At 69.9% G+C, this 15,798-nt stretch carries 14 protein-coding genes; 5 read left to right on the forward strand and 9 right to left on the reverse strand.

What is annotated here, in order from left to right; all coding sequences use genetic code 11:
- The first annotated feature begins 96 nt into the window (after positions 1-96).
- The 3 genes from gcvT (at position 97) to ACYVF3_RS14510 (ending at position 4,142) form a co-directional block, all read left to right on the forward strand.
- Positions 97-1,200, forward strand: a complete 1,104-nt coding sequence (gene gcvT, locus ACYVF3_RS14500) for a glycine cleavage system aminomethyltransferase GcvT (RefSeq protein ID WP_461154736.1) — start codon at positions 97-99, stop codon at positions 1,198-1,200.
- A 30-nt stretch (positions 1,201-1,230) separates the two neighbouring features.
- Complete coding sequence (glyA, locus tag ACYVF3_RS14505) at positions 1,231-2,511, forward strand: serine hydroxymethyltransferase (protein WP_461154737.1); 1,281 nt, start codon at positions 1,231-1,233, stop codon at positions 2,509-2,511.
- 263 nt (positions 2,512-2,774) lie between these two features.
- Entirely contained in the window at positions 2,775-4,142 is a 1,368-nt protein-coding gene (locus ACYVF3_RS14510; RefSeq protein WP_461154738.1) for an amino acid permease, read from the forward strand.
- A gap of 42 nt (positions 4,143-4,184) precedes the next feature.
- Here ACYVF3_RS14510 and ACYVF3_RS14515 read toward each other — a convergent pair whose 3' ends face one another.
- The 5 genes from ACYVF3_RS14515 to ACYVF3_RS14535 all read right to left on the reverse strand — a co-directional run bounded on the left by ACYVF3_RS14515 (position 4,185) and on the right by ACYVF3_RS14535 (position 8,362).
- Complete coding sequence (locus ACYVF3_RS14515; protein WP_461154739.1) at positions 4,185-4,595, reverse strand: hypothetical protein; 411 nt, start codon at positions 4,593-4,595, stop codon at positions 4,185-4,187.
- A gap of 85 nt (positions 4,596-4,680) precedes the next feature.
- A complete protein-coding gene (locus tag ACYVF3_RS14520; protein ID WP_461154740.1) occupies positions 4,681-5,070 on the reverse strand; it encodes a helix-turn-helix domain-containing protein in 390 nt (129 codons plus the stop codon).
- A 219-nt stretch (positions 5,071-5,289) separates the two neighbouring features.
- A complete protein-coding gene (locus ACYVF3_RS14525; protein ID WP_461154741.1) occupies positions 5,290-5,952 on the reverse strand; it encodes a DedA family protein in 663 nt (220 codons plus the stop codon).
- 138 nt (positions 5,953-6,090) lie between these two features.
- Positions 6,091-7,662, reverse strand: a complete 1,572-nt coding sequence (dacB, locus tag ACYVF3_RS14530) for a D-alanyl-D-alanine carboxypeptidase/D-alanyl-D-alanine endopeptidase (protein ID WP_461154742.1) — start codon at positions 7,660-7,662, stop codon at positions 6,091-6,093.
- Positions 7,663-7,753: 91 nt separating this feature from the next.
- Positions 7,754-8,362 carry a LysE family translocator gene (locus ACYVF3_RS14535; protein ID WP_461154743.1) on the reverse strand — a complete coding sequence of 203 codons (609 nt, stop codon included), beginning with the start codon at positions 8,360-8,362 and terminating at the stop codon, positions 7,754-7,756.
- A gap of 94 nt (positions 8,363-8,456) precedes the next feature.
- Here ACYVF3_RS14535 and ACYVF3_RS14540 point away from each other — a divergent pair, with 94 nt between their 5' ends.
- Complete coding sequence (locus tag ACYVF3_RS14540; RefSeq protein ID WP_461154744.1) at positions 8,457-8,960, forward strand: Lrp/AsnC family transcriptional regulator; 504 nt, start codon at positions 8,457-8,459, stop codon at positions 8,958-8,960.
- 182 nt (positions 8,961-9,142) lie between these two features.
- On the opposite strand, the gene ACYVF3_RS14545 is transcribed toward ACYVF3_RS14540, so the two are convergent.
- Together ACYVF3_RS14545 and pyk are read right to left on the reverse strand one after the other, a co-directional pair.
- Positions 9,143-10,084, reverse strand: a complete 942-nt coding sequence (locus ACYVF3_RS14545) for an acyl-CoA thioesterase (RefSeq protein WP_461154745.1) — start codon at positions 10,082-10,084, stop codon at positions 9,143-9,145.
- A 67-nt stretch (positions 10,085-10,151) separates the two neighbouring features.
- The gene (gene pyk, locus ACYVF3_RS14550; RefSeq protein WP_461154746.1) at positions 10,152-11,573 is read right to left on the reverse strand and encodes a pyruvate kinase; all 1,422 of its coding nucleotides are present in this window, start codon (positions 11,571-11,573) and stop codon (positions 10,152-10,154) included.
- 74 nt (positions 11,574-11,647) lie between these two features.
- On the opposite strand from pyk, the gene ACYVF3_RS14555 reads away from it, so the two are divergent.
- The gene (locus ACYVF3_RS14555) at positions 11,648-12,007 is read left to right on the forward strand and encodes a VanZ family protein (RefSeq protein ID WP_461154747.1); all 360 of its coding nucleotides are present in this window, start codon (positions 11,648-11,650) and stop codon (positions 12,005-12,007) included.
- A gap of 125 nt (positions 12,008-12,132) precedes the next feature.
- Here the strand turns inward: ACYVF3_RS14555 and ACYVF3_RS14560 are convergent, their stop codons facing one another.
- Positions 12,133-12,798 carry a DUF2461 domain-containing protein gene (locus tag ACYVF3_RS14560; protein WP_461154748.1) on the reverse strand — a complete coding sequence of 222 codons (666 nt, stop codon included), beginning with the start codon at positions 12,796-12,798 and terminating at the stop codon, positions 12,133-12,135.
- Positions 12,799-12,814: 16 nt separating this feature from the next.
- Entirely contained in the window at positions 12,815-15,589 is a 2,775-nt protein-coding gene (locus ACYVF3_RS14565) for a WD40 domain-containing protein (RefSeq protein WP_461154749.1), read from the reverse strand.
- Positions 15,590-15,798 lie beyond the last annotated feature (209 nt).

Genomic DNA, 15,798 nt, shown 5'->3' on the forward strand with positions numbered 1-15,798 from the left:
CCGGTCGGGGGTCGAGGCGCCCCGGATAAGGTTGGGCGCGTGAGCTGACCGGCCCTCGACTGCCGACCGGCACGCCCATCAGGAGGAGTTTCACCGATGTCGTCGCCCCGACAGACGCCGCTGCACGAGGTGCACGAAGCCCTCGGCGCCACCTTCACCGAGTTCGCCGGCTGGCAGATGCCGCTCCGCTACAGCGGCGACACCGCCGAGCACAACGCCGTCCGCACCAGCGCCGGCCTGTTCGACCTCACGCACATGGGCGAGATCCTGATCAGCGGCCCGCAGGCCGCCGAAGCCCTGGACTACGCGCTGGTCGCCAACGCCTCGGCCATCACGCCCGGCCGCGCCCGCTACACCATGATCTGCAACGAGTCCGGCGGCGTGCTCGACGACCTGATCGTCTACCGCCTCGCCGAGCAGGAGTTCCTGGTCGTGGCCAACGCCGCCAACGCGGCCGTGGTCTCCGCCGAGCTCGCCGAGCGGGTCAGCGGCTTCGACGCCACGCACACCGACGCCTCCGACGACTACGCGCTGCTCGCGGTGCAGGGCCCGAACGCGGTGGCGATCCTGGCGCCGCTCACCGACACCGACCTGAGCACCGTGAAGTACTTCGCGGGCTACACGGCGACCGTCGCGGGCAAGGACGTCCTGCTGGCCCGCACCGGCTACACCGGCGAGGACGGCTTCGAGCTGTTCACCGCGCCCGGCGACGCCGTGGCCGTGTGGCAGGCGCTGACCGACTCCGGCGCCGAGCACGACCTGCAGCCGGCCGGCCTGTCCTGCCGCGACACCCTGCGCCTCGAATCCGCCATGCCGCTCTACGGCAACGAGCTGTCCGCCGAGCTGACGCCGTACCACGCGAACCTCGGTCGAGTGGTCAAGCTCGACAAGGAAGGCGACTTCGTCGGCAAGTCCGCGCTGGCCGCGGTTGCCGAGAAGCCCACCGAGCGCACCCTGGTGGGACTGACCGCCGAGGGTCGGCGGGCACCGCGCCACGGCTACCGCGTCCTCGACGCCGACGGCGCCGAGGTCGGCGAGGTCACCAGCGGCGCCCCGTCCCCCACCCTCGGGCATCCCATCGGGATGGCCTACGTCGACCGGGAGCTCAGCGAGCCCGGCACGCCCCTGCAGGTCGACATCCGGGGCCGCAGCGTCGCGGCCCAGGTCGTCGAGCTGCCGTTCTACCGCCGCAACGCCTGACTGAAAGAAAGAAACAGGAGGCACACACTGATGTCGAACCCGGATCTGTTCAACGATGCCCTGGCAGCGGTTGACCCGGAGGTGGCAGCGGCGGTCGGCGCCGAGCTGGGTCGCCAGCAGAACACCCTGGAGATGATCGCCTCGGAGAACTTCGCGCCGCAGGCCGTGCTGCAGGCGCAGGGCTCCGTGCTGACCAACAAGTACGCCGAGGGCTACCCGGGCAAGCGCTACTACGGCGGCTGCGAGCACGTCGACGTCGTCGAGCAGCTGGCGATCGACCGGATCAAGGACCTCTTCGGCGCCACCTACGCCAACGTGCAGCCGCACTCGGGTGCGCAGGCGAACGCGGCGGCGATGTTCGCGCTGCTCAAGCCGGGCGACACGATCATGGGCCTCGACCTCGCCCACGGTGGTCACCTCACCCACGGCATGCGGATCAACTTCTCCGGCAAGCTCTACAACGTCGTGCCGTACCACGTCACCGAGTCCGACCACCGGGTCGACATGGACGAGGTCGCTCGCCTGGCGCGGGAGAACAAGCCGCAGCTGATCGTCGCGGGCTGGTCGGCCTACCCGCGCCAGCTGGACTTCAAGCGGTTCCGGGAGATCGCCGACGAGGTCGGCGCGTACCTGATGGTCGACATGGCGCACTTCGCGGGCCTGGTGGCCGCCGGCGTGCACCCGTCGCCGGTGCCGCACGCGCACGTGGTCACCACGACCACGCACAAGACCCTGGGCGGCCCGCGCGGTGGTGTGATCCTGTCCAACGACGAGGAGTTCACCAAGAAGTTCAACTCCGCGGTCTTCCCCGGTCAGCAGGGCGGCCCGCTGGAGCACGTCATCGCGGGCAAGGCGGTGGCCTTCAAGATCGCCGCGGGTGAGGAGTTCAAGGACCGCCAGCGCCGGACGGTCGAGGGCGCCCGCATCCTGGCCGAGCGCCTGCTGGCCGCCGACTCCACCGAGGCCGGCGTCTCGCTTGTCTCCGGCGGCACCGACGTGCACCTGGTGCTGGTGGACCTGCGCCACTCCGAGCTGGACGGCAAGCAGGCCGAGGACCGGCTGCACGAGATCGGCATCACCGTGAACCGCAACGCGGTCCCGAACGACCCCCGGCCGCCGATGGTCACCTCGGGTCTGCGGATCGGCACCCCGGCCCTGGCCACCCGCGGCTTCGGCAAGGAGGAGTTCACCGAGGTCGCCGAGGTGATCGCGCAGGCCCTCAAGCCGAACTTCGACGAGTCGATCAGCGCTGAGCTGCGCGCCCGGGTGGAGGCCCTGGCCGCCAAGCACCCGCTCTACCCGAACCTCTGATCGTCTGAGCGAAACGCCGCATTCCGGTCCACCGCGTCCGGAATGCGGCGTTTTTTCTTCACGCTCCGATGTGGACCGATCGCGCCCGGCGAAGTTGTCCTTTCGGAATTGCGCGATCTCTTGCCGCAGGTCGGCGACGGGTGGATCATCTCGGCGAACCCACCGGCGGAACGCGCCGGAGATTGGTGGGGTGACGGGAAGTTTTCATGAAAACTTCCCGTCGCCCCACCACCGCCCTGTGTCCATGAAGGAGCTTCACTCCCATGAGCCAACCAGTGGCCGAGTACAAGAGAGACCTCAGCACTCGGCACATCAACATGATCGCCATCGGTGGCGCGATCGGTGTCGGGTTGTTCCTCGGCTCCGGCAAGGCGCTGCACCAGGTCGGCCCCGGGCTGATCCTGATCTACGCCATCGCCGGCGTGATGATCTTCTTCGTCATGCGCGCGCTGGGTGAGCTGCTGATGTACCGGCCGGTCAGCGGCTCGTTCGCGGAGTACGCGGGCGAGTTCGTGGGCCCGTGGGCGCGATTCGCCACCGGGTGGGGCTACTGGCTGGTGTGGATCGTGACCGGCATGGCCGAGATCACCGCGGTCGGTGAGTACTTCCAGTTCTGGTTCCCGGAGGTCCCGCAGTGGATCCCGGCGCTCGGGGCGCTGATCGTGCTCAGCGCGGTCAACCTGATCGCCGTGAAGCTCTTCGGCGAGTTCGAGTTCTGGTTCGCGCTGATCAAGGTGCTGGCGATCGTCGGGCTGATCGTGCTCACCGCGCTGATCCTGGTGTTCGGCTTCTCCAACGTCGGCGACACCGCGTCGCTGAGCAACATCTGGGGCCAGGGCGGCTGGTTCCCCAACGGCACCGCGTCCTCGCTGCTGGCCTTCCAGATCGTCATGTTCGCGTTCGTGGGCGTGGAGATGGTCGGCCAGACCGCCAGCGAGAGCGCCAATCCGCAGAAGGTGCTGCCGCGCGCCATCAACTCGGTGATGCTGCGGATCCTGATCTTCTACGTGGGCGCCCTGATCGCGCTGACCGCGCTGGTGCCGTGGCACCAGTTCCCGGCCAGCGGCAGCCCGTTCGTGCACGCCTTCACGCTGATCGGCATCCCTGCCGCCGCGGGTGTCATCAACTTCGTGGTCACCACCGCCGCGCTGTCGTCGTGCAACAGCGGCATCTACTCCACCGGCCGCATGCTGCGCACCCTGTCCGAGGACGGGCAGGCGCCGCGCAGGCTCGGGCAGCTCTCCGGCCGGGCGGTTCCCGCGCGGGCGATCGGCGTGACGTTCTGCGCGATGCTGATCGGCGTCGCCCTCAACTACCTCGCGCCGGAGCAGGCGTTCACCTACATCACCAGCGCGAGCACCGTGGGGGCCATCTTCACGTGGGGGATGATCCTCATCTCGCACCTGGGCTACCGCCGCAAGGTCGCGCGCGGTGACCTGACCCAGGGCAGCTTCCGGATGCCGCTGGCGCCGTACTCCAACTACGTGGTGCTGGCGTTCCTGGCGTTCGTCGTCGTGCTGCTGGCCTTCGACTCCGAGACGCGCATCGCCCTCTACATCACGCCACCGCTGGCGATCGCGGTGGTCGTCGGCTACCTGGCGAGCCGCAAGAAGCAGACCGCCCGGGTCTGACCCGCTCGACGGAGGCCCCGACCGGATCGGTCGGGGCCTTCGTCATGCGCCTTCGGCGACGTCGGCGAGGTCCTGCAGAGCGCGCGCCAGCTGCCTGGCCTCGGCGCCGCTGAGTTCGCTGGGCTCGTAGCCGGCCTCGCACGCCGTGCGGCCGAGCCAGGTGACCAGGTAGGGCTCGCGGTCGTCGGTCTCGATCGCGAGGTTGAGCTGCTGGTCGGAGCGCGGGAGGGGGAACGCGACCTGCCCGTCCGCGACTTCGAGCAGCCGCAGCACCGCTCTGGCCAGGTCCCTGGCCTCGTCCGGGGACAGCTCGCACGGCTCGCATCCGCCGTCGCGGGCGCTGTCGATGAACGCGATCAGGTAGGTCTCACCCGCCGAGGTCTCGACCGCCACGTGCAGTCGCTCTCCCGTTCGCGGAGCCGCGATGGCGGCCGCGCTGGACGGTGGGTTCACGGTGTCACCTCTCCTCCGCCGGTCGGCTGCCGGACCGCGAACCGCTGCGAGAGCCAACCGCTTCCGATTCTCCCAAGGCGTGCGCCTAGACCCCGGCTTCCGCGTGCCCGGACTCGGCGGAGCGCTCCAGCCGCTGCACGCGCGCGCTGACCTCGCGCAGCAGGACCTGCGTCGGCACCGAGTCGAGTTCGGGGATGAGCCGCACTTCGGCTCCGGCCTCGGCGGGACTCAACCGACCGGCCTTGACCAGCACTTCCAGCAGCGGGACGCCGAGGGAGCGGGCCATGATCCGGGCGTTGCCGATGTCGGGCCGATACCCCTTCCGCCAGCGGAAGACCACGCTGGGCTTCAGCCCGCTGTGCTCGCAGAAGTCGTGCACGGTCCAGCCGCGTTCCGCCAGATGACGTTCGAGGTACTCCACGAAATCGCTGTCCTCTGAACCTGCGGTCACGTCGCTCGCGCCAGCGTGTGCCATGCATTCGAGTCTAGTCCCACCCGTGCGACCAAGCGCACTCCGCTCAACGGAGTCGGAGCCTGCCTACCAACGGCCTCCTGCCCCTTCACCATTGGATTCGCGGAGAAAACATGCATTAGAGTCCAGAAACATGAATGAGACTCGCTGCTACGCCACCCCGCAGGAGCAGCAGGCGCTCACCCGAGGCGTCCGCATCTCGCTGAACCACAGCAGAACCTCCTAAGCGGCGGTTTCGACGTCTTCCGGTTGCCGCTCCTGGGCCACGACCTGGCCGCGCGGGTGTCGCCGCTTCCACAGCCAGACACCCACCCCGACCAGCACGATCACGATCGCCAGCACCCAGGTCGCCCGGCCGAACACCGACTCGACGTACTTCGCCGAGGCTCCCGCGGCCCAGCCGATGCCGACGTGCGTCGCCGACCAGGCGATCGCGCCGATCAGCGACGAGAAGAAGAACCGCAGGTAGGACATGCCGCTGGCGCCGGCGGCGGCGGGCAGCAACGTCCGCACCACCGGCAGGAACCGGCCCAGCAGCACCGCGCCGATCCCCCAGCGCCGCAGCAGCGTGCCCGCGCGGTCCCAGTGGTGCTGGCCGAGCTTGCGCACCACCTTCGTCTCGCGCATCTTCAGCCGGTACCGGCGACCCAGCCAGAAGCCGATGTTGTCGCCCACCGCCGCGCACGCCGCGACCGTCCCGGCCAGCGTCAGGAAGAAGCCGACGTCGTTCACCGCTGCCGAGGCCACCAGCAGCCCGGCCTCGCCCGGCACCAGGAACCCGAGCCCGATCGTGCACTCGCCGAGCACCAGGGCACCGGTGACCAGCACCAGGAGCGGCCGGGACAGTCCGGCGATCATGGCCAGGGTGTCGCTGATGAACGTCACGGGAACGAGCTCCTCGGCTGAGCGCGGCAACTGACGGCGGTCACGCTACCGGGGGACCGATGAGCTGTTCTCAGGTATGGCACGGATACGACAGCGGAACCCGAAACCGTTGCCCCTAAGGGATTTCGGGAGAACAGATCAGCAGGACTTGGTCCAGGAGCACTCCAGCGCGCTCTCGTCGCGCGAAGTTCGCGGGTCGTCGGAGGTCGTGCGCTGATGCGGGACCCGGGGGCGCCCGCGCGGCTGGTCCTCGGCTCCCGCGTGCTCGGCGAGCCGGATCGCGATCGCGTCCTCCAGGTCCTGCGGAGCCTCCGAGAGGTGGTCGTTGAACACCACCGAGAACACCAGCGGCCGGCCGTCAGCTGCGGTGACGTAGCCCGACAGCGAGGTGACGCCGGTCAGCGAACCGGTCTTGGCGTGCACGTTGCCCGCCGCCGCGGTGCCCGCCATCCGGTTGCGCAGCGTCCCGCCGACCAGCCTGTCCGGCTCACCCGCGACCGGCAGGGCATCGCGGAAGACCTGGGCCCACGGGCGCTCAGCGGCGTTGTCCAGCAGGACGGTGAGCTGTTCCGGCGTGACACCGTCCATCCGGGACAGCCCGGATCCGTCCACCAGGCTCAGCACGTCAGGGTTCACGCCGAGCCCGCGCAACTCCTCGGCCAGCACGCCGGTACCGGCCTCCCAGCTCCCCTCACCGGCCCGCTCCCGGCCCATGGCCTTGACCAAGACCTCCGCGTGACCGTTGTTGCTGAGCTTGAGGAACGGGACCAGCAGATCGCGCAGCGGCATCGACTCGCGCGCGGCGAGCTCGCGCGCACCCGGCGGAACGGGAGCCTTCCCGGTGCCCGCGACGCTGATGCCGTGCGCGGCGAGCGCCCGGGCGAAGACATCGGTGGCGTAGGCCGTCGCATCGGGAACGGCGACCCATTCCTCGAACGGCTCGGCGCCTTCCGGGATGGTTCCGGTGACCTCGACCCGGCCGCTGCGGTGGTCGCGCTCGACGGTGATGTCCGGCTCGCCGCCTGCGACCGTGGACGCCCTGTTGTCGATGGTCAGCGCATCGGTTCCCGGGTCGAGCGCGACCTCCGGCGCCTGCCCTGGCGCTGCGGGCGTGACCCGCACGATCGCGCTGCCCGCGTCGTAGTCGGTGTCCGGCGCGGCGCTGAGCGCCGAGATCGGAGCGGAGTAGTAGTAGGGCTCGTCGTCCCACGCCCAGCCCGAGCCGAGCGGAACGTCGTCGAACCAGGTGTCATCGGCCAGCAGCCTGCCCTGGACCTCCCGGACGCCCTGCTCCGCGAGCCGGGCGGCGAGCCGGTCGTAGTCGGCGGCCAGCACCGTCGGATCGCCCGTCCCGCGCAGGTGGAGGTCGCCCGCCAGCGTCGAGCCCTGCTGCGGCGCGGCGCTGAGGACCTGGGTCCGGAACCGGTAGTCCGGGCCGAGGGCCTGCAGCGCCGCGGCGGCGGTGAACAGCTTCGCGTTGGAGGCCGGGGTGGCGCGATCGGCGGCCTGCCTGCTGTAGAGCACTTCGTCGGTGGCCGGATCGCGCACGACCACACCGGCCTGCGCTCCGGCGAGCCGCGGATCGGCGAGGATGTCGTCGAGGTCGACCTTCAACGCGTCCACCCCGGTCGGCGCAGCACCCGTCGAAGGCACCACCAGCAGCGGGAACGCCGCCGCCACACCGACCACGAACGCCCACCGTCTCCGCATTCCGGCTCCTCTCCGAGATCACGGAGACTAGGCAGCCCGGATGTGGGAGGTCAACGAAGTCAACCCGAAGGTCGCAAATCGAAAACCGGGATCAGCCCACCGCGATCGAGGTGGCCATCGCCAGCAGAGCTCCCCCGCAGCAGCGCTCGAAGACCGCGCGGCGCTTGGGGCTCGCCAGCAGGGCCGCGAGCCTGCCGACCGACGGGACCACGACCAGCCACCACGCGGCGAAGGCCAGCACCGCGACCGAGCTGAGCAGGGCGGCCTGCGGCATCGGCGCCGCGCTCGGGTCCATCGCCTGCGGCAGCAGCGTCAGGAACGTCAGCATCACCTTGGGGTTGAGCACGTCGGTGAGCAGTCCGCGCAGGAACACCGAGCGACCCGAGCGCGGCTGCTCCACGACGGTCTCGGCCTGCGGGGCACCGGCGTGGCGCAGCATCTGCAGCGCCATCCACCCGAGGTAGGCCACGCCCAGCCCCTTGACCACGAACAGCGCCGCGGGCACCGCCGCGACCAGGGCCGACAGCCCGAGGGTGGCGGCCGTCGCGTGCAGCAGGAGGCCGCAGTTCACGCCCGCGGCGGCGAGCCAGCCGTAGCGACGCCCGGTGGCGGCGTTGCGGGTCACCAGGACGAAGTCAGGACCGGGGACCAGCACGATCACCAGCAGCGCCAGCAGGAACGACCCCCAGGCGATGTGCACGACGAACTCCTTCGAAGAATGTGTGGGAAGTGGATGCGCATATCCTCCGCCGTTCATTCGCCGGTTTTCCATCACGCACGTAAGATGTTCGGCAATGAGCGAATCCGTAGAACTTGATTCGGTCGACTGGTGGATTCTGGAGGAGTTGCAGAACGACGCGACCCTGCCGAACCGCACCCTCGCCGAACGAATCGGGCTGGCGCCGTCCAGCTGCCTGCAACGAGTCCGCAGACTGCGTGAACGGGGAGTGATCACGGGGTCGCACATCGACGTCGACCCGGCCGCGACGGGACTCGCGCTGGAGGCGGTGGTGGCGGTCAACGTCCGGCCGCACACGCGCCAGATCGTCGACCAGTTCCGCGAGTTCGTCATGGCGCAGCCGGAGACCCGCTCGCTGCTCCACGTGAGCGGTCAGGCCGACTTCCTGCTGCACGTCGCGGTGTCCGACACCAAGCACCTGCAGGAGTTCCTGGTCGACAAGCTCGCCTCCCGCACGGAGGTCCGCAACTTCACCAGCTCGATCGTCCTGGAACAGCTCCGCACCCGAGCCCTGACGGCCCCCAAGCACCTGCGCCCCCAACGCCGCAAGCGCACGTGAAGAGGGGGAAGTTTTCATGAAAACTGCGCCCCACCACGAAACCGAGAATCCCTCGGAAGAACACCCTTCCCACGCCTGAGGAAGTCCCGTTTTCGGTGATGTGGTGGTGGGGAAGTTTTCATGAAAACTTCCCCACCACCACATCACCGAAAACGGAGGGGCCCGGCCGTCGGGAAAGGGGGTCAGTCGTTGACGCGGAGGAGGCCTTCTTGGACGACCGTGGCCACCAGCTGGCCGTCCTGGGAGAAGAAGCGGCCCGTGGCCAGGCCCCGGCCGCCGGAGGCGCTGGGCGAGGCGCAGTCGTAGAGGAACCACTCGTCGGCGCGGAAGCGGCGGTGGAACCACATGGCGTGATCCAGGCTCGCGCCGACCACGTCGTCCAGCCCCCAGTAGACGCCGTGGCGCGCGAGGGGCGCGTCGAGCAGCGTCATGTCGGAGGCGAACGCGGCGATGCAGACGTGCAGCAGGTCGTCGTCCGGCACGGCCAGCCGGCCGTCGGCGCGCATCCAGACCTGGTTGCGGGCCTCGCGGGGTCCGGTCTCCCGGCTCACCCACGGCGGTTCGGTGACGTAGCGGACGTCGATCGGCCGCGGCTGCGGCGGACCGAACTTCGACAGCTCGCCCAGGCGCTCGCCGAACGTCGGCAACGACTCCGGGTCGGGGACCTCGGGCATCGACTCGGCGTGGTCGATACCGCCCTCGTCGACCTGGAACGACGCCGACAGCGAGAAGATCGTCTTGCCGCGCTGGAGCGCGACGACACGACGGGTGGTGAACGAGCGACCGTCGCGGGTGCGGTCGACCTCGTAGACGATCGGGATGCTCGGGTCGCCGGGCCGGATGAAGTACGCGTGCAGCGAGTGCACCCGCCGCTCCTCCGGCACCGTGCGACCGGCTGCCACCAGCGCTTGTCCGGCGACCTGGCCGCCGAAGACGCGGATGGTCGACGAAGCGGGGCTCACACCGCGGAAGATGTTCTCCTCGATGCGCTCCAGATCCAGCAGCGCCACCAGGCTGTCCAGCACGGGCTGGCCGTGCGGCACGCCGTTGGCGTCGAGCGGAACCTCGCCCTGCAGGTGAGTTCCGGTCGGGTCGGCTGCTGCGGCCCTGGCCGCTTCCGTCACTGGGTGCTCCTAGATTCGTGCGCCCGACCGGCCGGACGGGAGCTGATCGCTCCCGCCCGAAGGCCGATCAGACGTGGTCTTCCTCGCCCAGCCGGTGCACGCGGATGAGGTTGGTCGAACCGACCGTGCCCGGCGGCGAACCTGCGACCACGACGACCATGTCGCCGCGCTGCGACTTGCCCAGGGACAGCATCGCCTGGTCAACCTGCCGCACCATCTGGTCCGTTGTGTCCACCTTAGGCACCAAGAACGTCTCCGTCCCCCAAGTGAGAGCGAGCTGACTCCGCACGGACTCCTCGGGGGTGAACGCCAGCAGCGGCAGGCGGGTGTGCAGCCGCGCGAGCCGGCGCACGGTGTCGCCGGACTGCGTGAAGGCCACCAGAGCCTTGGCGTTGAGGCGCTCGCCGATGTCACGGGCCGCGTAGGAGATCACGCCGCGCTTGGTGCGCGGGACGTGGCTCAGCTGCGGCGGCGTGGGCGAACCGGATTCCACGGCCTCGACGATGCGGGCCATGGTCTGCACCGTCTCGATCGGGTAGCGGCCGACGCTCGTCTCACCGGAGAGCATCACCGCGTCGGCCCCGTCGAGGACGGCGTTGGCGACGTCGGAGGTCTCGGCCCGGGTCGGGCGAGAGTTCTGGATCATCGAGTCCAGCATCTGGGTGGCCACGATGACCGGCTTGGCGTTCTCCCGCGCGATGCGGATCGCCTTCTTCTGGACCAGCGGGACGTGTTCGAGCGGGAGCTCCACGCCGAGGTCACCACGAGCGACCATGACGCCGTCGAAGGCCAGCACGATGGCTTCGAGGTTGTCGACCGCTTCCGGCTTCTCCAGCTTCGCGATGACCGGTGCGCGGCGACCGACGCGGTCCATCACCTGGTGCACCAGGTCGATGTCGGCGGGGCTGCGCACGAAGGACAGCGCGATGAAGTCCACGCCCAGTTCCAGGGCGAACTCCAGGTCCTCGATGTCCTTCTCGGACAGCGCGGGCACCGAGACGTCCATGCCCGGCAGGGAGATCCCCTTGTTGTCGGAGACGGGGCCGCCCTCGGTCACCTCGCACACGACGTCGTTGCCCTCGACGGAGGACACGACCATCGCGACCTTGCCGTCATCGACCAGCAGCCGGTCGCCCTTCTTGGCGTCCTCGGCCAGGCCCTTGTAGGTGGTGGACACCCGGTCGTGCGTGCCCTGCACGTCATCGACCGTGATGCGCACGACGTCGCCGGTTCGCCACTCGACCGGTCCGGCTGCGAACTTCCCGAGCCGGATCTTCGGTCCCTGCAGGTCTCCTAGGATGCCCACGGCGCGGCCGGATTCCTTCGCCGCGGCCCGGACCATGTCGTAGACCTGCTGGTGGTCGGCGTGGCTGCCGTGGCTGAAGTTCAGCCTGGCGACGTCCATTCCGCTGCTGACGAGCTCGGCCACCTTCTCCGGATTGGCGGTGGCGGGGCCCATGGTACAAACGATCTTGGCTCGTCGACTCACATCACGTCAGCGTAGTCTCTCGCCGCCCGGGTGCAGCACTCAGCCACGCCCCAAGAAGCTGATCGGGGATTTCGTTGCTGGATCATTACAGAAGCCAGTTCAGGCGGCTTCCGCTTCTGATCGCGCTGCTGGCGAGCTGGGTCGTGCTGTTCACGCCGGAATCGGGCGTCCCGACAGCTCCGCCGGGAACCGACAAGGTGGTGCACTTCACCCTCTTCGCGGCGCTCGCGGTCACCGGCCGGATCGCCGGCGCGCGCACCGCGTGGCTGCTCCCGAGCCTGATCGCCTACGCCGCGCTGTCAGAGGTGCTGCAGGGCGCGCTACCGCTGGGGCGCAGCTGCGAACTCCTAGACGCCGCCGTGGACGTCGCCGGCGCCCTCATCGGCTGGGCGGTCCTCACCTTCCACTCCGCGACCCGCCATGAGCGTCGGTGACCAGGTCCCAGTTTTAGTCATAACTGAGCCGACATTTCGGGCATGATCATGGCTCGGTTATGACTAAAACTGGGACCGGCCGAGCACCGCGCACCTCGGGGAGGCTGCGTTGCTACTGGTCTGCGTCATCGGCGCTTCTTCTCGGTGATCCCGATGTGGTCGGCGCACCACTGGTTGAGGTCGCGCACGGCTTCCCACGACTCCCGCACCCGCGTCAGGCACTCGCGGCCGTGCAGCGCGTCGTCGGGTTCCCAGGCGCGCGTGGCGTAGAGCGACTTGTGCCTGAGCAGGTCGAGCCTCGGGTGGTCCGGCGCGAAGCCGCGCGGACGCGTCGCCAGCGCGGTCCCGGCGATCTCCCAGCCGCGTTCGCTCAGCGCGTCGAGCAGCCTCCGCAGCTCCTCACCGTGGATCTCGGCGTCCACGGCGGCCCGGAAGCGCGCCAGCTGGTCGGATTCGGTGTGGTAGCAGCCGCCGGCCACCCGCATGCCCTCCGGGCCGACCTCGACGTAGTACGCACCGCCACCTCTCCCCTGCTCGATGACGGCTCCGCAGTGGGTCTTGTACGGCGACTTGTCGTGGCTGAACCGCACGTCGCGGAACGGCCGGAACACCTTGCCCTTGCCGAAGCCGGGACCGAACTCGGGCTCCAGCTCGGCCAGCAGCGCCTCCATCGGCGCCCGCACGTGCTCGGCGTAGAGCTCCTTGTTGTCGGCCCAGTAGGCCTTCGAGTTGTCCGCCAGGAGCCCTTCGTAGAACTCCACCGCACCGTCACCGAAACCCTCGAACCGCACGCACCCACCCTAGTGGTCAGGGGCAGACCTCCTGGTGGGGCAGGTCGGGGAGGTAGCGCTGCCACTCCTCGGCCGACAGCGAACGGCCCACGCGGTCGCAGAGCGCGCGGTCGAGGTCCTGCCTGGGCGGCAACGCCCAGAGCCGGGCCGCCGGATGACCGGGTGCAGCACCGGTGTTGGACGCCAAGGCCCGGCCGTCCGGGGTGAACGACAGCGAGGTCGGGCTCTCCCCGCGGGCCGACCGCGCCGGTCCGATCTGCCTGCGCGACGGGAAGTCCCACAGGATGATCTCGTACCCCGCCGAGATCGCCAGCGTGTCACCGCCCGGGCCGAACCGGAGCGCGTCGACCGGCCCGTCCAGCGGCAGCGGGTCGCCCAGCGGCGTGCGGGTGGTGACGTCCCAGAACCGGACGGTGCCGTCGGTGCTGCCGACCGCCAACACCCTGCCGTCCGGGCTCCAGGCGAGCTCCAGAAGGTGCGCACCAGGTCCGTTGCGCAGCTCGCCGACGCGTTCCCCCTTCTCCGCGTCCCACAACGACACCGTGCCGTCGGCCTCGCTCAGCGCCAGGAGTCCGTCTCCGCTCAGCGCCGCGTTCTGGAAGTCGTCGCCCAGCGTCGAGATCGGGCGGTGCCGATCGGATTCGAGGTCCCACCGGTCCAACACCGCATTCCCCAGGGCGGCCACCAGCGTCGATCCGTCCGCGCTGAACGAGAGCGGCGTGCCGGTGGAGATCCCGACCCGCTCTTCGCCGGGGACGTCCCAGACCTCGACGACGGGATCGTTGCCGATGCCGGTGCTGATGTCGTGGCCGAAAGCGATCCGGCGGCTGTCCGGGCTGAAGACGATCCGACTGACCTGCCCGCCATCGGCCTTCTGGAACGGGCCTGCGACCGGTTCTCCGGTGGCGAGGTCGAAAACACGCACCTGCCCGAGGAAATCGCCGGTCGCCAGCAGTCGCCCGTCCGGGCTGACCTCGGCTCCCATGACGCTCTCGTCGGTCTCGCCGACCGGGATACCGCGCGGCGCGAAGGAGTTGATGTCCCAGAGCCGGATACCGTCGCCGTTCTCGCTGAGCACCGCGAGGGTGCCACCGTCCGCGCTGTACACCGCGCCGCGCAGGGTCTCGTTGCCGGTCAGGTCGGCACCGAGCTCGCGGCGCGGCTCCGCGACGTTCCACGCGCGCACCGACCCGTCGAGGCCGACGGCCGAGACCACCGAACCGTCCTCGGTGAAGGCCACGGCGCTCGCACCGCCGCCTTCCGAGCCTCCCCGGAACCCGCCGCCGATCGGATCGCCGCGCAGCTGCTGGGTGGCCGCGTCCCAGATGCGGATCGCGCCGTCGTAGCCGGAGATCGCCAGCATCGCACCGTCCGGGCTGAACGCGATGGCCGTGATCTCGCCGAGGGCCGTCATCGGAGCTCCGACGGGCTGCTGCGTCGCGGTGTTCCACAACCGGACGCCGTCGCCGTCGTAGTAGGCCAGCGTCGTCCCATCGGGGCTGAAGGCCAGGTTCCCGTTGGTGTAGTTCGGCATCGCGTTGCCGATCTGCGTGCCGGTGGTGAGGTCGTGCAACCGGACCGTGCCGTAGGTGCCGGCGGTCGCCAGCGTTCGGCCGTCCCGGGTGAGAGCGGTGGCCACGACCTGATCCGTGCGCGCGACGAAGTCATCGCCGATCTGCTCGTGCGTGATGACGTCGAGGGCCCGGACCCGTCCCTCGACGTCACCGGTGATCAGCCGCCGACCGTCCGAGCTGAACTTCATCGAGTAGATCTCGGCGCGGTTGTCGATCGGCGCGCCCAGCTGCCGCTGCGAAGCGGTGTCGTAGAACCGGACGCTGCGGTCGGGCCGGGCGACGGCCAGCACCCGGCCGTCGGCGCTGAGCGCGAACGCGCCGTTGCCGGCTTCCAAGATCCCCATCCCCGGACGGTCCAGCGCAGCGACCATCGCGCCGCGAGCCTCGGCGCTCGGGTCGATCCGCCACGCGGCGACGCTGAGCAGCTTGGACACCGCCGGATCGGTGTCGCCCAGGTCTTCGCTGCGCCCGGCCAGGTCCCTGGACATCACCCGTTCCAGCGCGGCCTGGGCGTCGTCGGCCCGCGACTCCGCGCGGAACGCCTGCTGGGCCGCGACCACGCCGAGGATCACGATGAGCGCGACCGCGGCGTTGCGGATCCGGTTGAACCGGCGGTACCGGCGCACGTCGTCGCTGTCGAGCTCGTCCTTGGAGCGTCCGTGCATCGGGGCGGCGATGGTCGCGACCGCATCGCGGAACCGCGCGTGCCGCACGGACAGGTGCTCGTCGGTGCGCGCCCAGGCCAGGTCCACCCACAGCGGCTCCGAGCCGAACCAGCCGCGCAACGCTTCGGGCAGCGCGGTGGTGCGCTCCCAGTCGAAGTCCCCGGCCTCCTCGTCCCAGACGATCTCACCGTCGGTGAGCACCACCAGGAAGCTCTCCCGCTCGCGGTTCCGGATCCAGTGCTCGACCTCGCGCCCCACCCACTCCGAGCGCGCCGCTTCGGGGGAAGCCAGCAGGACGAAGTGCCGGGAGCCGGCGAGCGCGGCTTCGATGGTCGACCACAGGTCGGGGTTGGCCGACAGGTCGGTCTGGTCGCGGAAGACCCGCAGCGCGCGCAGCCGGTTGAACGGCCTGGCCAGTTGGTGCAGGCCCCGCTGCAGCGCGGGTGCCAGGCGGCCGTCGGCGGCGTGGCTGTAGGAGAGGAAGGCGTCATGACCGGGATGCCGGACGGCTCCGCCGGTGGTGGTCGGCCCGGCCTGCTGCTCATCAAGCACCACACGACTCCGTTCGACCACGAGGGGTGACGAAGCGAACACTATCGAGATGATCAGCCGCTCCGGCCGGGTTCGGTGGAACACGACCCGGTCGGCGCATCGCAGCGGGCGGTTCACCGACCGGAGCTGGCCGAATTCGAAGTCCACCCGACCGGGTGGAGGCTGCGGCCGGACCAAGATCCCAGGTCAGCGGGCCGTTCGCGAGCTAA

It is taken from the genome of Saccharopolyspora tripterygii (assembly GCF_054778355.1).